Annotated in this window: 13 protein-coding genes; 10 read left to right on the top strand and 3 right to left on the bottom strand. The window is 63.5% G+C overall.

Annotated elements, in window-relative coordinates; genetic code table 11:
• Positions 1 to 255: 255 nt before the first annotated feature.
• On the bottom strand, positions 256 to 1032 hold the full coding sequence (locus ACEN8U_RS15955; protein ID WP_015003820.1) for an enoyl-CoA hydratase: 777 nt from the start codon (positions 1030 to 1032) through the stop codon (positions 256 to 258).
• 131 nt (positions 1033 to 1163) lie between these two features.
• Between ACEN8U_RS15955 and paaN the strand changes: the two genes are divergently transcribed.
• From paaN to paaK, 5 genes are all read left to right on the top strand, one after another.
• The gene (gene paaN, locus ACEN8U_RS15950; RefSeq protein ID WP_015003821.1) at positions 1164 to 2864 is read left to right on the top strand and encodes a phenylacetic acid degradation protein PaaN; all 1701 of its coding nucleotides are present in this window, start codon (positions 1164 to 1166) and stop codon (positions 2862 to 2864) included.
• A 125-nt stretch (positions 2865 to 2989) separates the two neighbouring features.
• On the top strand, positions 2990 to 4192 hold the full coding sequence (pcaF, locus tag ACEN8U_RS15945) for a 3-oxoadipyl-CoA thiolase (RefSeq protein ID WP_041746402.1): 1203 nt from the start codon (positions 2990 to 2992) through the stop codon (positions 4190 to 4192).
• Between the two features lie 46 nt (positions 4193 to 4238).
• Positions 4239 to 5030 carry a 2-(1,2-epoxy-1,2-dihydrophenyl)acetyl-CoA isomerase PaaG gene (gene paaG, locus ACEN8U_RS15940; protein ID WP_015003823.1) on the top strand — a complete coding sequence of 264 codons (792 nt, stop codon included), beginning with the start codon at positions 4239 to 4241 and terminating at the stop codon, positions 5028 to 5030.
• Between the two features lies 1 nt (position 5031).
• Positions 5032 to 5511: a hydroxyphenylacetyl-CoA thioesterase PaaI gene (gene paaI / locus ACEN8U_RS15935; RefSeq protein ID WP_015003824.1), complete on the top strand. Its 480-nt coding sequence runs from the start codon at positions 5032 to 5034 to the stop codon at positions 5509 to 5511.
• A gap of 222 nt (positions 5512 to 5733) precedes the next feature.
• On the top strand, positions 5734 to 7038 hold the full coding sequence (paaK, locus tag ACEN8U_RS15930; RefSeq protein ID WP_015003825.1) for a phenylacetate--CoA ligase PaaK: 1305 nt from the start codon (positions 5734 to 5736) through the stop codon (positions 7036 to 7038).
• A 147-nt stretch (positions 7039 to 7185) separates the two neighbouring features.
• Here paaK and ACEN8U_RS15925 read toward each other — a convergent pair whose 3' ends face one another.
• Positions 7186 to 8310, bottom strand: a complete 1125-nt coding sequence (locus ACEN8U_RS15925) for a murein transglycosylase A (protein WP_041746404.1) — start codon at positions 8308 to 8310, stop codon at positions 7186 to 7188.
• 16 nt (positions 8311 to 8326) lie between these two features.
• On the opposite strand from ACEN8U_RS15925, the gene ACEN8U_RS15920 reads away from it, so the two are divergent.
• Positions 8327 to 8500, top strand: coding sequence for a hypothetical protein (locus ACEN8U_RS15920; protein WP_310110888.1), 174 nt, complete (start codon positions 8327 to 8329; stop codon positions 8498 to 8500).
• Between the two features lie 90 nt (positions 8501 to 8590).
• On the opposite strand, the gene apaG is transcribed toward ACEN8U_RS15920, so the two are convergent.
• Positions 8591 to 8965 (bottom strand): Co2+/Mg2+ efflux protein ApaG, encoded by a 375-nt coding sequence (apaG, locus tag ACEN8U_RS15915; RefSeq protein ID WP_006052785.1) that lies wholly within the window; start codon positions 8963 to 8965, stop codon positions 8591 to 8593.
• 369 nt (positions 8966 to 9334) lie between these two features.
• Between apaG and rpe the strand changes: the two genes are divergently transcribed.
• The 4 genes from rpe to ACEN8U_RS15895 all read left to right on the top strand — a co-directional run bounded on the left by rpe (position 9335) and on the right by ACEN8U_RS15895 (position 13236).
• Complete coding sequence (rpe, locus tag ACEN8U_RS15910) at positions 9335 to 10030, top strand: ribulose-phosphate 3-epimerase (protein WP_041745791.1); 696 nt, start codon at positions 9335 to 9337, stop codon at positions 10028 to 10030.
• A 13-nt stretch (positions 10031 to 10043) separates the two neighbouring features.
• The gene (locus ACEN8U_RS15905; protein WP_015003830.1) at positions 10044 to 10760 is read left to right on the top strand and encodes a phosphoglycolate phosphatase; all 717 of its coding nucleotides are present in this window, start codon (positions 10044 to 10046) and stop codon (positions 10758 to 10760) included.
• 375 nt (positions 10761 to 11135) lie between these two features.
• Positions 11136 to 12629: an anthranilate synthase component I gene (gene trpE, locus ACEN8U_RS15900; protein ID WP_015003831.1), complete on the top strand. Its 1494-nt coding sequence runs from the start codon at positions 11136 to 11138 to the stop codon at positions 12627 to 12629.
• Between the two features lie 13 nt (positions 12630 to 12642).
• Complete coding sequence (locus ACEN8U_RS15895) at positions 12643 to 13236, top strand: aminodeoxychorismate/anthranilate synthase component II (protein ID WP_013589716.1); 594 nt, start codon at positions 12643 to 12645, stop codon at positions 13234 to 13236.
• The last annotated feature ends 11 nt before the right edge of the window (positions 13237 to 13247 follow it).

Raw genomic sequence — 13247 nt, 5'->3', positions numbered from 1 at the left:
ACTTTGCAGCGCCTGATTTCAACCACCCGGCACCGCTTCGTTCTGCGTCGCTGCATCAGCAGCAGAGAAGCGAGATTATGAAGAACTTCCGTCGCGCCGTCAACAGGTTTTTGTTACTGACTGAACCTGCTGCCACCGCCGGAAGCCTTGCCACTGCTGGCTTTCCCGCTTCCCGTGCCCCGGCGTCCGGAGCACGAAAGAGCGAGATTCTAGCGAGCCCGGCGGCGGGTTGCAAGCGTTATTTTGACAAGCGTATTAACGGTGTTTGAAAACTGGCTTGCGCTTCTCCACGAACGCCGCCATCCCTTCTTTCTGGTCCTCCGTCGCGAACAGCGAATGGAAGAGCCGACGCTCGAAATGCACGCCCTCCGCAAGCGTCGTTTCGTACGCCCGATTCACCGACTCCTTCACCATCATGACTGCCGGCAGCGGGAACTCCGCGATCGTAGCGGCCGCGGCGATCGACTCCTCGATCAACGACGCAGCGGGAATGACCCGCGACACCAATCCGGCGCGCTCGGCTTCCGTGGCGTCCATGAAGCGCGCCGTCAGGCAAAGGTCCATCGCCTTGGCCTTCGACACCGCGCGCGGCAAGCGCTGCGTGCCACCGGCGCCCGGCATGATGCCGAGCTTGATTTCCGGCTGACCGAACTTCGCAGTGTCCGCGGCGAAAATCATGTCGCACATCATCGCGAGTTCGCAGCCACCGCCCAGCGCAAAGCCCGCCACCGCTGCAATGATCGGCTTGCGGATCGAGCGAACCGTCTCCCAGTTGCGCGTGATGTAGTCGCCCTTGTAGACGTCCATATAGGAATAGGTCGACATCATGCCGATGTCGGCACCGGCGGCGAACGCCTTCTCACTGCCCGCCACCACAATGGCGCCGATGCCGTCGTCGGCATCGAACGCGCGCAGCGCCGCCCCCAGTTCGTCCATCAACGCATCGTTAAGCGCGTTCAATGCCTTCGGGCGGTTCAATGTGACCAAACCGACCCGCCCCCGCGTTTCGACCAGAATGTTCTCGTAAGCCATGCCGCCTCCTTGTGATCAATTGAGCGCGAAAAACGCTTCGCGCGGCCATCCTAATAATGCTAACATTCCCCAACCAACCGGTCGGTCAATTATTCGACGGGCTTTCCCCAACACACAGCCAAGCCTCTGCCATGACACATCCGTTATTCACCAAGCACGAAGATACGCTGCAAAAGGCGCTCGCCGCGGCCGAGACGCGCGGTTACTGGAGCCCATTCGTCGAAATGCCCAGTCCGAAAGTGTACGGGGAAACCGCCAACGCGGACGGCGAAGCGGCTTTCAAAGCGCACCTGAACGCAGCCTTCGAGTTGGACCAACCGTCCACGGGGGAGACGGTCGGCGCGGAAGTGTCTCCTTTCGGCTTCCCGCTCGGCATTCGCTATCCCAAGTCCGATCCCGATGCACTGATCGCCGCCGCCGCGGCCGCTCAACGCAACTGGCGCGCCGCCGGGCCCAAGGCATGGATCGGCGTGTCGCTCGAAATTCTCGCCCGGCTCAATCGCGCCAGCTTTGAGATCGGCTATAGCGTGATGCATACGACCGGTCAGGCCTTCATGATGGCCTTCCAGGCGGGCGGCCCGCACGCACAAGACCGGGCGCTGGAAGCTGTGGTCTACGCGTGGGACCAGTTGCGCCGTATTCCCGCCGACGCCCATTGGGAAAAACCGCAAGGCAAAAACCCGCCGCTCGCCATGCACAAGCGTTACACCATCGTGCCTCGTGGCACAGGCCTTGTGCTCGGGTGCTGCACCTTCCCCACCTGGAACGGCTATCCAGGGCTTTTCGCCGACCTCGCCACGGGCAACGCCGTGATCGTGAAACCGCATCCCGGCGCGATTCTGCCGCTCGCGATCACCGTGCGCATTGCGCGCGACGTTCTGCGCGAAGCCGGTTTCGATCCGAACGTCATCACCCTGCTCGCCACTGAGCCTAACGACGGCGCGGTCGTCCAAAGCCTCGCCGTACGTCCGGAAATCAAGCTGATCGACTTCACGGGCAGCACGCAAAACGGCACCTGGCTCGAACGCAACGCGCACCAGGCCCAGGTCTATACCGAGAAAGCTGGTGTCAACCAGATCGTGATCGACTCCGCGGACGACATCAAGGCCGTCGCCCGCAACATCGCGTTCTCTCTCTCGCTCTACTCCGGCCAGATGTGCACCGCGCCGCAGAACATCTATGTCCCCCGCGGCGGCATTCGTACCGCGGACGGCACGCTCACCTTCGACGAAGTCGCGCAGGCCATAGCCGGCGCCGTGCAAAAACTGGTGGCGGACCCGGCCCGTGCCGTCGAACTACTCGGTGCCATTCAGAACGAAGGCGTCACGCAACGCATCGACGAAGCCGCGAAGCTCGGCCGGATTCTGGTCGAGAGTCAAACGCTCGGGCACCCCGCTTTTGCCGGCGCCCGTGTGCGCACGCCGCTTGTGGTCCAGCTCGACGCCGCAACCGACCGCGCCCAATTCACCAAGGAATGGTTCGGTCCCATCTCGTTCGTCATTGCTACGGACTCGACCGCGCAATCTCTCGAACTTGCCGGCACGATCGCAGCCGAGCACGGCGCGCTTACGCTGTCCGTGTACAGCACCGATGAAGCCGTGCTCGAAGAAGCGCACGAGGCGTCGCTGCGCGGCGGTGTCGCGCTTTCGATCAACCTGACGGGCGGTGTGTTCGTCAACCAGTCGGCTGCGTTCTCCGATTTCCATGGCACTGGCGCGAACCCTGCGGCCAACGCCGCACTTACCGATGCAGCCTTCGTCGCAAATCGTTTCCGTGTGGTTCAAAGCCGCGTACATGTTGAACCGAAAGCGGCGCCAGCGGTAGCTAGCTGAACGTCATAAGACAAAAGCACGGCTTCGTCCTATGCCTTTTGGCTGAATAGACCGCGCCGTGCCCGCCAACTAACATGAGACATCGGATCGGCATGCACCGCCGGTCCGCCTGAGCAGGAATGGACATGAACGACGCCTTTATCTGCGACGCGATTCGCACTCCCATCGGCCGCTACGGCGGCGCCCTGAAAGACGTCCGGGCCGACGACCTCGGCGCCGTGCCGATCAAGGCATTAATCGAGCGCAATCCTGGCGTCGACTGGCGTGCCGTGGACGACGTGATCTACGGCTGCGCGAACCAGGCCGGTGAAGACAATCGCAACGTGGCGCGCATGTCGGCGTTGCTCGCGGGACTTCCCACCGACGTACCGGGTTCGACAATCAACCGCCTGTGCGGATCTGGCATGGATGCTGTCGGCAGCGCGGCGCGCGCCATCAAGGCGGGCGAAGCCCGGTTGATGATCGCCGGCGGAGTGGAAAGCATGACCCGCGCGCCGTTTGTAATGGGCAAGGCGGCGAGCGCGTTTTCGCGGCAAGCGGATATCTACGATACGACGATTGGCTGGCGCTTCGTCAATCCGCTCATGAAACGTCAGTATGGCGTCGACTCCATGCCCGAAACGGCGGAAAACGTCGCAGTGGAATTCGGAATCAGCCGTGTCGATCAGGACGCGTTCGCATTGGCGAGCCAGCAGAAGGCCGCGCGCGCGCAACGTGACGGCACGCTCGCCCAGGAAATCGTCGGTGTGGAAATCGCGCAGAAGAAGGGCGATCCCATTCGCGTGACGCTCGACGAGCATCCGCGCGAGACCTCGCTCGAAAGCCTGGCGAGGCTCAAGGGCGTGGTTCGTCCGGACGGCACCGTGACTGCCGGCAATGCGTCGGGCGTGAACGACGGCGCGTGCGCGCTGCTGCTAGCGAACCAGCAAGCCGCCGACCAATATGGGCTGCGCCGCCGCGCGCGCGTGGTGGGCATGGCAACGGCGGGCGTCGAGCCGCGCATCATGGGTATAGGGCCCGCGCCCGCCACGCAGAAGTTGCTCAAGCAACTCGGCATGAGTCTCGAGCAGTTCGACGTGATCGAGTTAAACGAGGCATTCGCATCGCAGGGACTCGCGGTTCTGCGCACGCTCGGACTGCGCGACGACGATCCGCGCGTCAATCCGAACGGCGGAGCAATTGCCCTCGGGCACCCGCTCGGCGCATCGGGCGCGCGCCTCGTCACGACCGCGCTCTACCAGCTGGAGCGCTGCAACGGGCGCTTCGCGCTTTGCACTATGTGCATCGGCGTGGGTCAGGGCATCGCGCTCGTCATCGAGCGGCTCTGAAATCAAGCGCTGCAGTTCCGCGAAAGAGACTTTGAGGAGACACCCAATGTCATACGAAGCGATCCGCCTCGCGTTCGACGCGTCGAGCCGCGTAGCGACCATTACGCTGAACCGCCCGGACAAGCTGAACAGCTTCACGCGCGCCATGCATGAGGAACTCGCGGCTGCGCTCGGCGAGGTAGAGGCAAACGGCGCTCGCGCGCTCGTCCTGACCGGCTCGGGCCGCGGATTCTGCGCGGGGCAGGACCTCGCCGATCTGGATTTCACGCCCGGCGCCATGACAGACCTGGGCGACTTGATCGACGCGCATTTCAACCCGCTGATTCGCCGCTTGCAAGCACTGCCGCTACCCGTGATCGCGGCAGTCAACGGCACGGCGGCGGGCGCCGGCGCCAATCTGGCGCTCGCCTGCGATATCGTGCTGGCAGCACGTTCGGCGAGCTTCATCCAGGCATTCGTGAAGATCGGTCTCGTGCCGGATTCGGGCGGCACCTGGTTCTTGCCGCAGCGAGTCGGCATGGCGCGCGCGATGGGACTCGCCATCACCGGCGACAAACTCAGCGCGGAAAAAGCCGAAAACTGGGGCCTCATCTGGCAAGCAGTCGACGACGAGGAGCTCGCCGCAGCCGCCACCAGACTGGCGGCGCAGCTCGCGCAGCAACCGACGCGCGCCATTGCCGCGATCAAGCAGGCCATGCGCGCCGGCGCGACGCAAACGCTCGATCAGCAACTCGACCTGGAGCGCGACCTGCAGCGCGAGCTGGGTGCGTCGCATGATTATGCGGAGGGCGTGCAAGCCTTCGTCGACAAGCGCGCGCCGCGTTTCGAGGGCCGCTGATATGTCGACGCAATCTCTCTATCCTGCGGAAATGACACCCGACGAACTCGCCCGCGCCACCGCCGCCGCGATGTACGAGAACGATGCGTGCAGCCGTGCGCTCGGCCTCGAAATCGTGGAAGTGCGCGCCGGCTATGCGCGTCTGCGGATGCCTGTGCGCGACGACTTTCTCAACGGCCATCAGATCTGCCATGGCGGACTGATCTTCACACTCGCCGACTCGAGCTTTGCGTTCGCCTGCAACTCGCGCAACCTCAACACTGTGGCATCCGGTTGCTCGATCGAGTTTCTGCGTCCCGTGCATGGCGGTGACGTGCTCACTGCAGAGGCCGTCGAACAGACCTTGAACGGCCGCACCGGAATTTACGATATTCGCGTCACCAATCGTGCCGGGGACACAGTTGCCCTGTTTCGCGGCAAATCGGCGCAGATCAAGGGAAACGTCATTCCGCATACGTCGTCCGGCACGGGACCCGAGTAAGACGAGACGAGACGAGACGCGACAGCGTCACAGCGCACGGAGAAGGCGTGCGGCAAGCGCTCCGCCCGGGAGTCGCAAGTCCGCGGCAGTGATGAGCGGCGACACGGCAATCGATTCGCCGCGTAGCAGCGGCGCGCAGTCCGGCGCCCACGCTCGAATTTTGCGCTTGAGCGCAACCTATATCAGCCCCGCATTAGCATTGAGGCAGCAAGGAGACATGCAATGAGCCCCGCCCTTCCGCTCGATCCGATCGAGACCGCCAGCCGCGACGAACTTGCCGCGCTTCAACTTGAACGGCTCAAATGGTCGCTGAACCACGCTTACGAAAATTCACCGGTCTATCGTCGAAAGTTTGACGAAGCGGGAATTCATCCGAGCGAACTGAAGACGCTCGCGGATCTTGCGCGCTTCCCGTTCACGACCAAGAAAGATTTGCGCGACAGCTATCCGTTCGGAATGTTCGCCGTGCCGCAAGAGCGTGTCTCGCGCATTCACGCTTCGTCTGGAACGACCGGCAAGCCGACCGTGGTGGGCTACACCGCTCGCGATATCGACACGTGGGCGAATCTCGTCGCGCGTTCGATCCGCGCGGCCGGCGCCAAACCCGGCGACAAAGTCCATGTGAGCTACGGCTACGGCCTCTTCACCGGCGGTTTGGGCGCGCATTATGGCGCCGAACGGGCGGGCCTCACCGTCATCCCGTTCGGCGGCGGCCAGACGGAAAAGCAGGTGCAACTGATCCAGGACTTCCGGCCCGACATCATCATGGTGACGCCGAGCTACATGCTGTCAATCGCCGACGAGCTGGAACGCCAGGGCATTGACCCGGCCACTTGCTCGTTGCGCATCGGCATCTTCGGCGCCGAGCCGTGGACCAACGACATGCGTCAGGCAATCGAAAGACGTATGGGAATCGACGCGGTCGACATTTATGGTTTGTCGGAAGTGATGGGACCGGGCGTGGCCTCGGAATGCGTCGAAACGAAAGACGGGCCGACCATCTGGGAAGACCATTTCTATCCCGAAATCATCGACCCGGAAACGGGCGAGGTTCTTCCGGACGGAGAACTGGGCGAGCTGGTGTTCACGTCGCTCACCAAGGAAGCGTTGCCGATCATTCGCTACCGCACGCGCGACCTCACGCGTCTCTTACCGGGCAGCGCCCGCACCATGCGCCGCATGGAAAAAATCACCGGTCGCTCGGACGACATGATGATCGTTCGGGGCGTCAACGTATTCCCCACGCAAATCGAGGAACTGCTGCTGAAGCAACACGCTCTCGCGCCTCACTATCAGATCGTGCTCACCAAGGAAGGTCCGCTCGATGTGTTGACGCTGAACGTCGAGCCTTGCCCGGAAAGTGCGCCGGACACCACCGCGCTAAGCGCGGCGAAGCAGGCGCTCGCGTACGACATCAAGGCGCTGATCGGCGTGAGCGCGGTCGTGAACGTGCTGCCGGTGAACGGAATCGAACGTTCGGTGGGCAAGGCAAGGCGCGTCGTCGACAAGCGCAAGTCGGGGCAGTGAACCCCGCCGTTTTTCGCCGAGGCTGCGGATAAGCGGTTAGCTCGGGCGCGCGGCGCAGACCGCGGCAATGGGGTAGGACGCGTCACGAGCGCCAGCGGCGTCCGAGTAGCCATCGCCGCGACACTGACGGAGAGGCTGCTGCCCACCCTAAGAATTCGGCAGCAGCAACCACATCCGGCCGCCCTGCTTCATCTTGCCGGCGAGGTCGCCCGCGTCATCGCCGAGACCCCAGAAGTAATCGGCGCGCACGCCGCCCTTGATTGCCGAGCCGGTGTCCTGCGCAAATACGAGGCGGTTCATGGGCGAGTTCGTCAGCGGGCGCGTGGTCTGCAAGAACACCGGTGTGCCAAGCGGGATCGAGGTCGGATCAACGGCAATGGAGCGCTCCGGCGTCAACGGCACGCCAAGCGCACCGATGGGACCGTCTGCGCCGCCTTTGGGCGCGCTTTCCGCCGACGGCATCTCGCGGAAAAAAACGAAACGGGGATTCGTATCGAGCAGCGCGTCCACGCGGCCGGGGTTCGCGCGCGCCCAGGCCTTGATGCCTTGCATGGTGGCTTGTGCTGGCGTCAGCTCGCCGCGGTCCAGAAGCCATCTTCCGATAGATTTGTACGGCTGGTTGTTCGTGCCGCCAAAGCCCAGGCGCATTACGCTGCCGTCTTCCATGACGATCCGGCCGGAACCCTGCACTTGCAGGAAGAACGCTTCAATCGGGTCGTCGACCCAGACAAGCTCGTTGCCGTTTAGCACGCCCATTCGTTCGAGCTGCGCCCGCGGCGGCATCGGCGCACCCGGCCGATAGCTGGATGGCCAGCGATACAACGCCGTTTGATACACGCCATGGCGAGTGCGCGACCCGCGCAGCAACGGCTCGTAATAACCGGTGACGAGGCCGTCGAGCGTGCCGTCGGTGTTGGCTAGCTGGAACGGCGTGAAATAGGCCTCAAAAAAAGCTCGCGCGCTCGTCACGTCGAGATCGTCCAACTGCGCCGCTGCCGCACAGGCCCGCGCCCAATTCGGTTGCCGCGCGAGCCTCAGGCAGTTCTGCCGCAAGGCGGCCGTGGCGCCAATCAGCGAATCGTCCTGCCAGCCGGGAACCTGCTGCCACGCTACCGCCGTGAGGCGCGTAGCGGCGATCTGGCCAGGAATGATCGCGGCGCCGGTAGGTGGCGAAGTCACCGGCCGCACCGCGCCGCCGCCGCCACAGGCGGCGAGAATGACCGCAACCGACAGCGCACCGAGCCAGGCTCCGGCCGCGCGGACAAAACGCATACAATGTTCGTTCTTGATGGAAACCGCCATGTCTGATCTGTTCGACGAATACCCAATGCTCATCTTCGCGCTGGAATCGCTTCTCGCGTTGTTCCTGCTCGTGTTCATCGTCGTGTGGACGTCATCCGGTAAAAAGAAAGCGGCGCGCGCCCACAGCCGCGAAACGCAAAAGCCGCCAGAACCGCGCTGACGCAGCGCCCCTCCGCGCACTCCACTGTGCCGATGGAAGCCGCGTCGCCGCCGCATTGCCCAGTTAAAGACCGCGGGCAATGGCCCCGGTTCAATGCAGCGTGCGCGGCATGCGCAGAATGAACTCCGGCACGGGCGCGTCGAAACGCTCACCGTCCTCAGCCACGCAGAAGTACTCTCCTCGCATCGTGCCGACCGGCGTGGCGATGACCGCCCAGCTCGTGTATTCGAACTGCTCGCCGGGTTTGAGGAGCGGCTGGTGGCCAACCACGCCGAGACCCTTCACTTCCTGCACCGTCTTTTCACTGTCTGTGATCACCCAATGCCGCGCGATCAGTTGCGCGGGCACCTGACCGGTATTGCGGATGGTCAGCGTATAGGCGAACGCATACTGGCGGCGCTCCGGGTCTGACTCCTCGGGCAGAAACTGCACTTGCGCCGACACGCTGAATTCGTACTGGCTCATCCTGATTCCAATCTGGTGAAACGGTGCGACAAGATCGCTGGAAAGCCCGAGCGCCAACGGCTTCAGGCCCCTCGACGCCGATGCGCCATGGTTTGGCATTCTGCGTCATGAGCGAGGCGCCCGCAACCGGACATAACCTTTGGACTAGGGCGCATAAGGCGCCCCGGGCGCTCACGGCCTTCGCGCGGCTTCGTATTCGACGCCGGCAAGCCAGCAGCGGCCAAACTCCAAAGGACCGCCACGAGAACCGCCCTCCGTCGCTCGGCCATTCCCGCCATTCCCCGCCACTCGGCCGCACCACCCGCCGCACTGCCCACCACCCGCACAAAAGGTAAAATGGCGCTTTCCCGCTTGCATCCGCCCGCCGCCATGACGCAATTCCGCATCGCCCCCAGCATTCTGTCAGCCGACTTCGCCCGCCTCGGCGAAGAAGTCCGCAACGTCGTCGCCGCCGGCGCCGACTGGATCCATTTCGACGTGATGGACAACCATTACGTGCCGAACCTGACGATCGGTCCGCTCGTATGCGAAGCCATCCGTCCGCATGTGGACGTGCCCATCGACGTGCATCTGATGGTGCGCCCCGTCGACCGTATCGTGCCGGACTTCGCGAAGGCGGGTGCGAATCTGATCAGCTTCCACCCGGAAGGCTCGGACCACATCGACCGCACGCTGTCGCTGATCCGCGATCATGGCTGCAAGGCCGGCCTCGTCTTCAATCCGGCCACCTCGTTGAATTACCTCGATCACGTGATGGACAAGCTCGACCTCGTGCTCATCATGTCGGTGAACCCGGGCTTCGGCGGCCAGTCGTTCATTCCCGAGGCGCTCAACAAGCTGCGCGAAGCGCGCAAGCGGATCGACGCGTACAAGGAGCGCACCGGGCGCGAAATCCATCTTGAAGTGGACGGCGGCGTCAAGGTCGACAACATTGCCGAAATCGCCGCGGCCGGTGCGGACACGTTCGTGGCGGGCTCGGCGATATTCGGCCAGCCGGACCACAAGGTCGTGATCGACAAGATGCGCGCCGCGCTCGCCAACATCCAGCACCAAGCCCAGCACTGATACCGCGCGCCCGATGACCGCTCCGTTCCCCGCCCCGACTTTCACCGGCTTGCGCCTGCAGGCCGCGATCATCGACCTCGACGGCACGATGATCGACACCGCCGACGACTTCACCGCCGGTCTCAACGGCATGCTCGCGCAGCTCGACGCTGAGGAAACCTCGCGCGAGGAAGTGGTCGGCTATGTCGGCAAAGGCTCGGAGCATCTGATCCGCAGCGTGCTCGCGCCGCGCTTCGAAGCGGAGCACGCGCAAGACCGTTTCGACGAGGCGCTCGCCATCTATCAGGCGGAGTACGCGAAGATCAACGGTCTGCACACGCGCCTCTATCCCGACGTGGAAGCCGGCCTCGCCGCGCTGCGCGACGCCGGCCTGAAGCTCGCGTGCGTGACCAACAAACCGCACCGCTTTGCCGTCGAGCTGCTCGCGCAATACGGCCTCGCGCACTATTTCAGCGTGGTGCTGGGCGGCGACAGTCTGCCTAAGAAAAAGCCCGATCCGTTGCCCATGCTCACGGCTGCGGCGCAACTGGGCGTCGATCCGCGTGCCACGGTCGCGATCGGCGATTCGGAAAACGACGCACTGGCGGGCCGCGCGGCCGGCATGGCGACGCTGACCGTGCCCTACGGCTACAACCATGGCCAAGCTATACAAACAATAAAATCCGATGGTATAGTTGCCTCGCTGCTCGACGCCGCCAGGGCGATCGCAGCGCACCATTCCACGACTTGAAAAGTCCTTCATCCTCATGTTTCTGAATAAAAAACGGAGTCTGATTAGCATCGACCGGGGAGCCTGGCCCTGGCGTCGCTGGTCGCGCTAACCTCGCCCGAGGTACGCTGAAGCTCGTCTTCGGCAACCGTTTTTTACTTCGCTGCGCTCACGCGTTTTTCCCTCGTTCGCATCGCTGTACTCAGCTGCATCGGTTGATTCGGCCTGCGTGTGCTTGCACAGTACCGCTGGCGCCGGAACTCCGTGCTTGCGTCGATGGGAAAATCGCGCCGGTCGGTTCATCATCGCCAATATCGAACGAACGCCTGACCGGCTGCGCTATGCCCCGCTTTGTCCGACGCACGCTGCCGCCGGACCTATGAACAGGATCGGAACATGACCGAACTCGAATTCCAGTCCCTCGCCAACGAGGGCTTCAACCGCATCCCGCTGATCGCCGAAGCGCTCGCCGACCTCGAAACGCCGCTTTCGCTGTACCTGAAGCTCGCGCAAACCGAGCGCAACGGCGCCAATTCGTTCCTGCTCGAATCCGTCGTGGGCGGCGAGCGCTTCGGCCGCTATTCGTTCATCGGCCTGCCGGCGCGCACACTCGTGCGCACGCGCAACGGCGTCTCCGAAGTGGTGCGCGACGGCAAGGTCGTCGAAACCCATGAGGGCGATCCGCTCGACTTCATCCAGCAATTCCAGGGCCGCTTCAAGGTCGCCCAGCGCCCCGGCTTGCCGCGTTTCGCGGGCGGCCTCGCCGGTTACTTCGGCTACGACGCAGTGCGTTACATCGAGAAAAAACTCGCACATACCGCGCCGAAAGACGATCTGAACCTGCCGGACATCCAGTTGCTCCTGACAGAAGAAGTCGCGGTAATCGACAACCTCGCGGGCAAACTGTACCTCGTGATCTACGCCGACCCGACACAGCCCGAGGCCTACACGAAGGCGAAGCAGCGTCTGCGCGAACTGCGCCAGCGCCTGCGCGCGACGGTCGAGCCCCCGGTCACATCGGCGAGCGTGCGCACCGAAACCTATCGCGAGTTCGCAAAAGACGATTATCTGGCCGCCGTGCGCAAGGCCAAGGAGTACATCGCCGCGGGCGAACTCATGCAGGTGCAGGTCGGCCAGCGTCTGACGAAGCCGTATCGCGACAATCCGCTGTCGTTGTATCGCGCGCTGCGTTCGCTGAATCCGTCGCCTTATATGTATTACTACAATTTCGGCGACTTCCACGTGGTCGGCGCGTCGCCCGAAATTCTGGTGCGCCAGGAAAAGCGCGGCGAAGACCGCATCGTCACGATTCGCCCGCTCGCCGGCACGCGTCCGCGCGGCAATACGCCCGAGCGCGACGCCGAACTCGCGACGGAATTGCTCAACGACCCGAAGGAAATCGCCGAACACGTGATGCTGATCGACCTCGCGCGCAACGACGTGGGCCGGATCGCACAAATCGGCTCGGTCGTCGTCACGGACAAGATGGTGATCGAGAAATACTCGCACGTGCAGCACATCGTGAGTTCGGTGGAAGGCAAGCTGAAGCCCGGCACGACCAATTTCGACGTGCTGCGCGCCACCTTCCCGGCGGGCACATTGTCCGGCGCGCCAAAGGTCCGCGCGATGGAGCTGATCGACGAGCTCGAACCCGTGAAGCGCGGCCTGTACGGCGGCGCAGTCGGCTATCTGTCGTTCACCGGCGAAATGGACCTCGCCATCACGATCCGCACCGGCGTGATCGCCAACGGCAATCTGTACGTGCAGGCGGCAGCGGGTGTCGTCGCCGATTCGGTGCCCGAATCCGAATGGCAAGAGACCGAAAACAAGGCGCGCGCCGTCCTGCGCGCGGCCGAGCAGGTCCAGGACGGCCTCGATAGCGACTTCTGACCGGAGACACACCATGCTGCTCATGATCGACAATTACGACTCGTTCACCTACAACCTGGTGCAGTACTTCGGCGAACTCGGCGAAGACGTGCGCACCTATCGGAACGACGAAATCACGCTGGACGACATCGCAAAGCTCAACCCCGAGCGAATCTGCCTGTCGCCCGGCCCGAGCAATCCGCAACACGCGGGCATCACGCTCGACGTGCTGCGCGAATTTTCCGGCAAGACGCCGATTCTCGGCGTGTGCCTCGGCCATCAGGCCATCGGCGAAGCATTCGGCGGGCGCGTGGTGCGCGCGCAAACCATCATGCACGGCAAGGTCAGCACGATCGAAACCGACTGCAAAGGCGTGTTCGCCGATCTGCCGAAGCATTTCGTCGTGACGCGCTATCACTCGCTCGCCATCGAACGCGAATCGCTGCCCGATTGCCTCGAAGTCTCCGCATGGACCGAAGACGGCGAAATCATGGGCGTGCGTCACAAGGAGCTGGCGGTTGAAGGCGTGCAGTTCCATCCGGAATCCATTCTTTCCGAACACGGCCACGCGCTGCTCGAGAACTTCGTGAAGCAGTCCAAAGCGAAGACCGCCCAACGCACCGCCTGATGAAGCGAGAC

The organism is Paraburkholderia phenoliruptrix (genome assembly GCF_047325075.1).
GTDB classification, from domain to species: Bacteria; Pseudomonadota; Gammaproteobacteria; order Burkholderiales; family Burkholderiaceae; genus Paraburkholderia; species Paraburkholderia phenoliruptrix.
Note: the sequence above shows the minus strand (reverse complement) of the source record. Positions and strands in the feature narration are given on the sequence as shown.

What these genes read in the sequence shown, in the direction of transcription:
- paaK (WP_015003825.1), top strand. Translation starts at nt 5,734, where the DNA reads ATGAGCCCCGCCCTTCCGCTCGATCCGATCGAGACCGCCAGCCGCGAC.
- paaI (WP_015003824.1), top strand. Translation starts at nt 5,032, where the DNA reads ATGTCGACGCAATCTCTCTATCCTGCGGAAATGACACCCGACGAACTC.
- rpe (WP_041745791.1), top strand. Translation starts at nt 9,335, where the DNA reads ATGACGCAATTCCGCATCGCCCCCAGCATTCTGTCAGCCGACTTCGCC.
- ACEN8U_RS15895 (WP_013589716.1), top strand. Translation starts at nt 12,643, where the DNA reads ATGCTGCTCATGATCGACAATTACGACTCGTTCACCTACAACCTGGTG.
- ACEN8U_RS15920 (WP_310110888.1), top strand. Translation starts at nt 8,327, where the DNA reads ATGGAAACCGCCATGTCTGATCTGTTCGACGAATACCCAATGCTCATC.
- ACEN8U_RS15925 (WP_041746404.1), bottom strand. Translation starts at nt 8,310, where the DNA reads ATGCGTTTTGTCCGCGCGGCCGGAGCCTGGCTCGGTGCGCTGTCGGTT.
- apaG (WP_006052785.1), bottom strand. Translation starts at nt 8,965, where the DNA reads ATGAGCCAGTACGAATTCAGCGTGTCGGCGCAAGTGCAGTTTCTGCCC.
- paaG (WP_015003823.1), top strand. Translation starts at nt 4,239, where the DNA reads ATGTCATACGAAGCGATCCGCCTCGCGTTCGACGCGTCGAGCCGCGTA.
- ACEN8U_RS15955 (WP_015003820.1), bottom strand. Translation starts at nt 1,032, where the DNA reads ATGGCTTACGAGAACATTCTGGTCGAAACGCGGGGGCGGGTCGGTTTG.
- ACEN8U_RS15905 (WP_015003830.1), top strand. Translation starts at nt 10,044, where the DNA reads ATGACCGCTCCGTTCCCCGCCCCGACTTTCACCGGCTTGCGCCTGCAG.
- trpE (WP_015003831.1), top strand. Translation starts at nt 11,136, where the DNA reads ATGACCGAACTCGAATTCCAGTCCCTCGCCAACGAGGGCTTCAACCGC.
- paaN (WP_015003821.1), top strand. Translation starts at nt 1,164, where the DNA reads ATGACACATCCGTTATTCACCAAGCACGAAGATACGCTGCAAAAGGCG.
- pcaF (WP_041746402.1), top strand. Translation starts at nt 2,990, where the DNA reads ATGAACGACGCCTTTATCTGCGACGCGATTCGCACTCCCATCGGCCGC.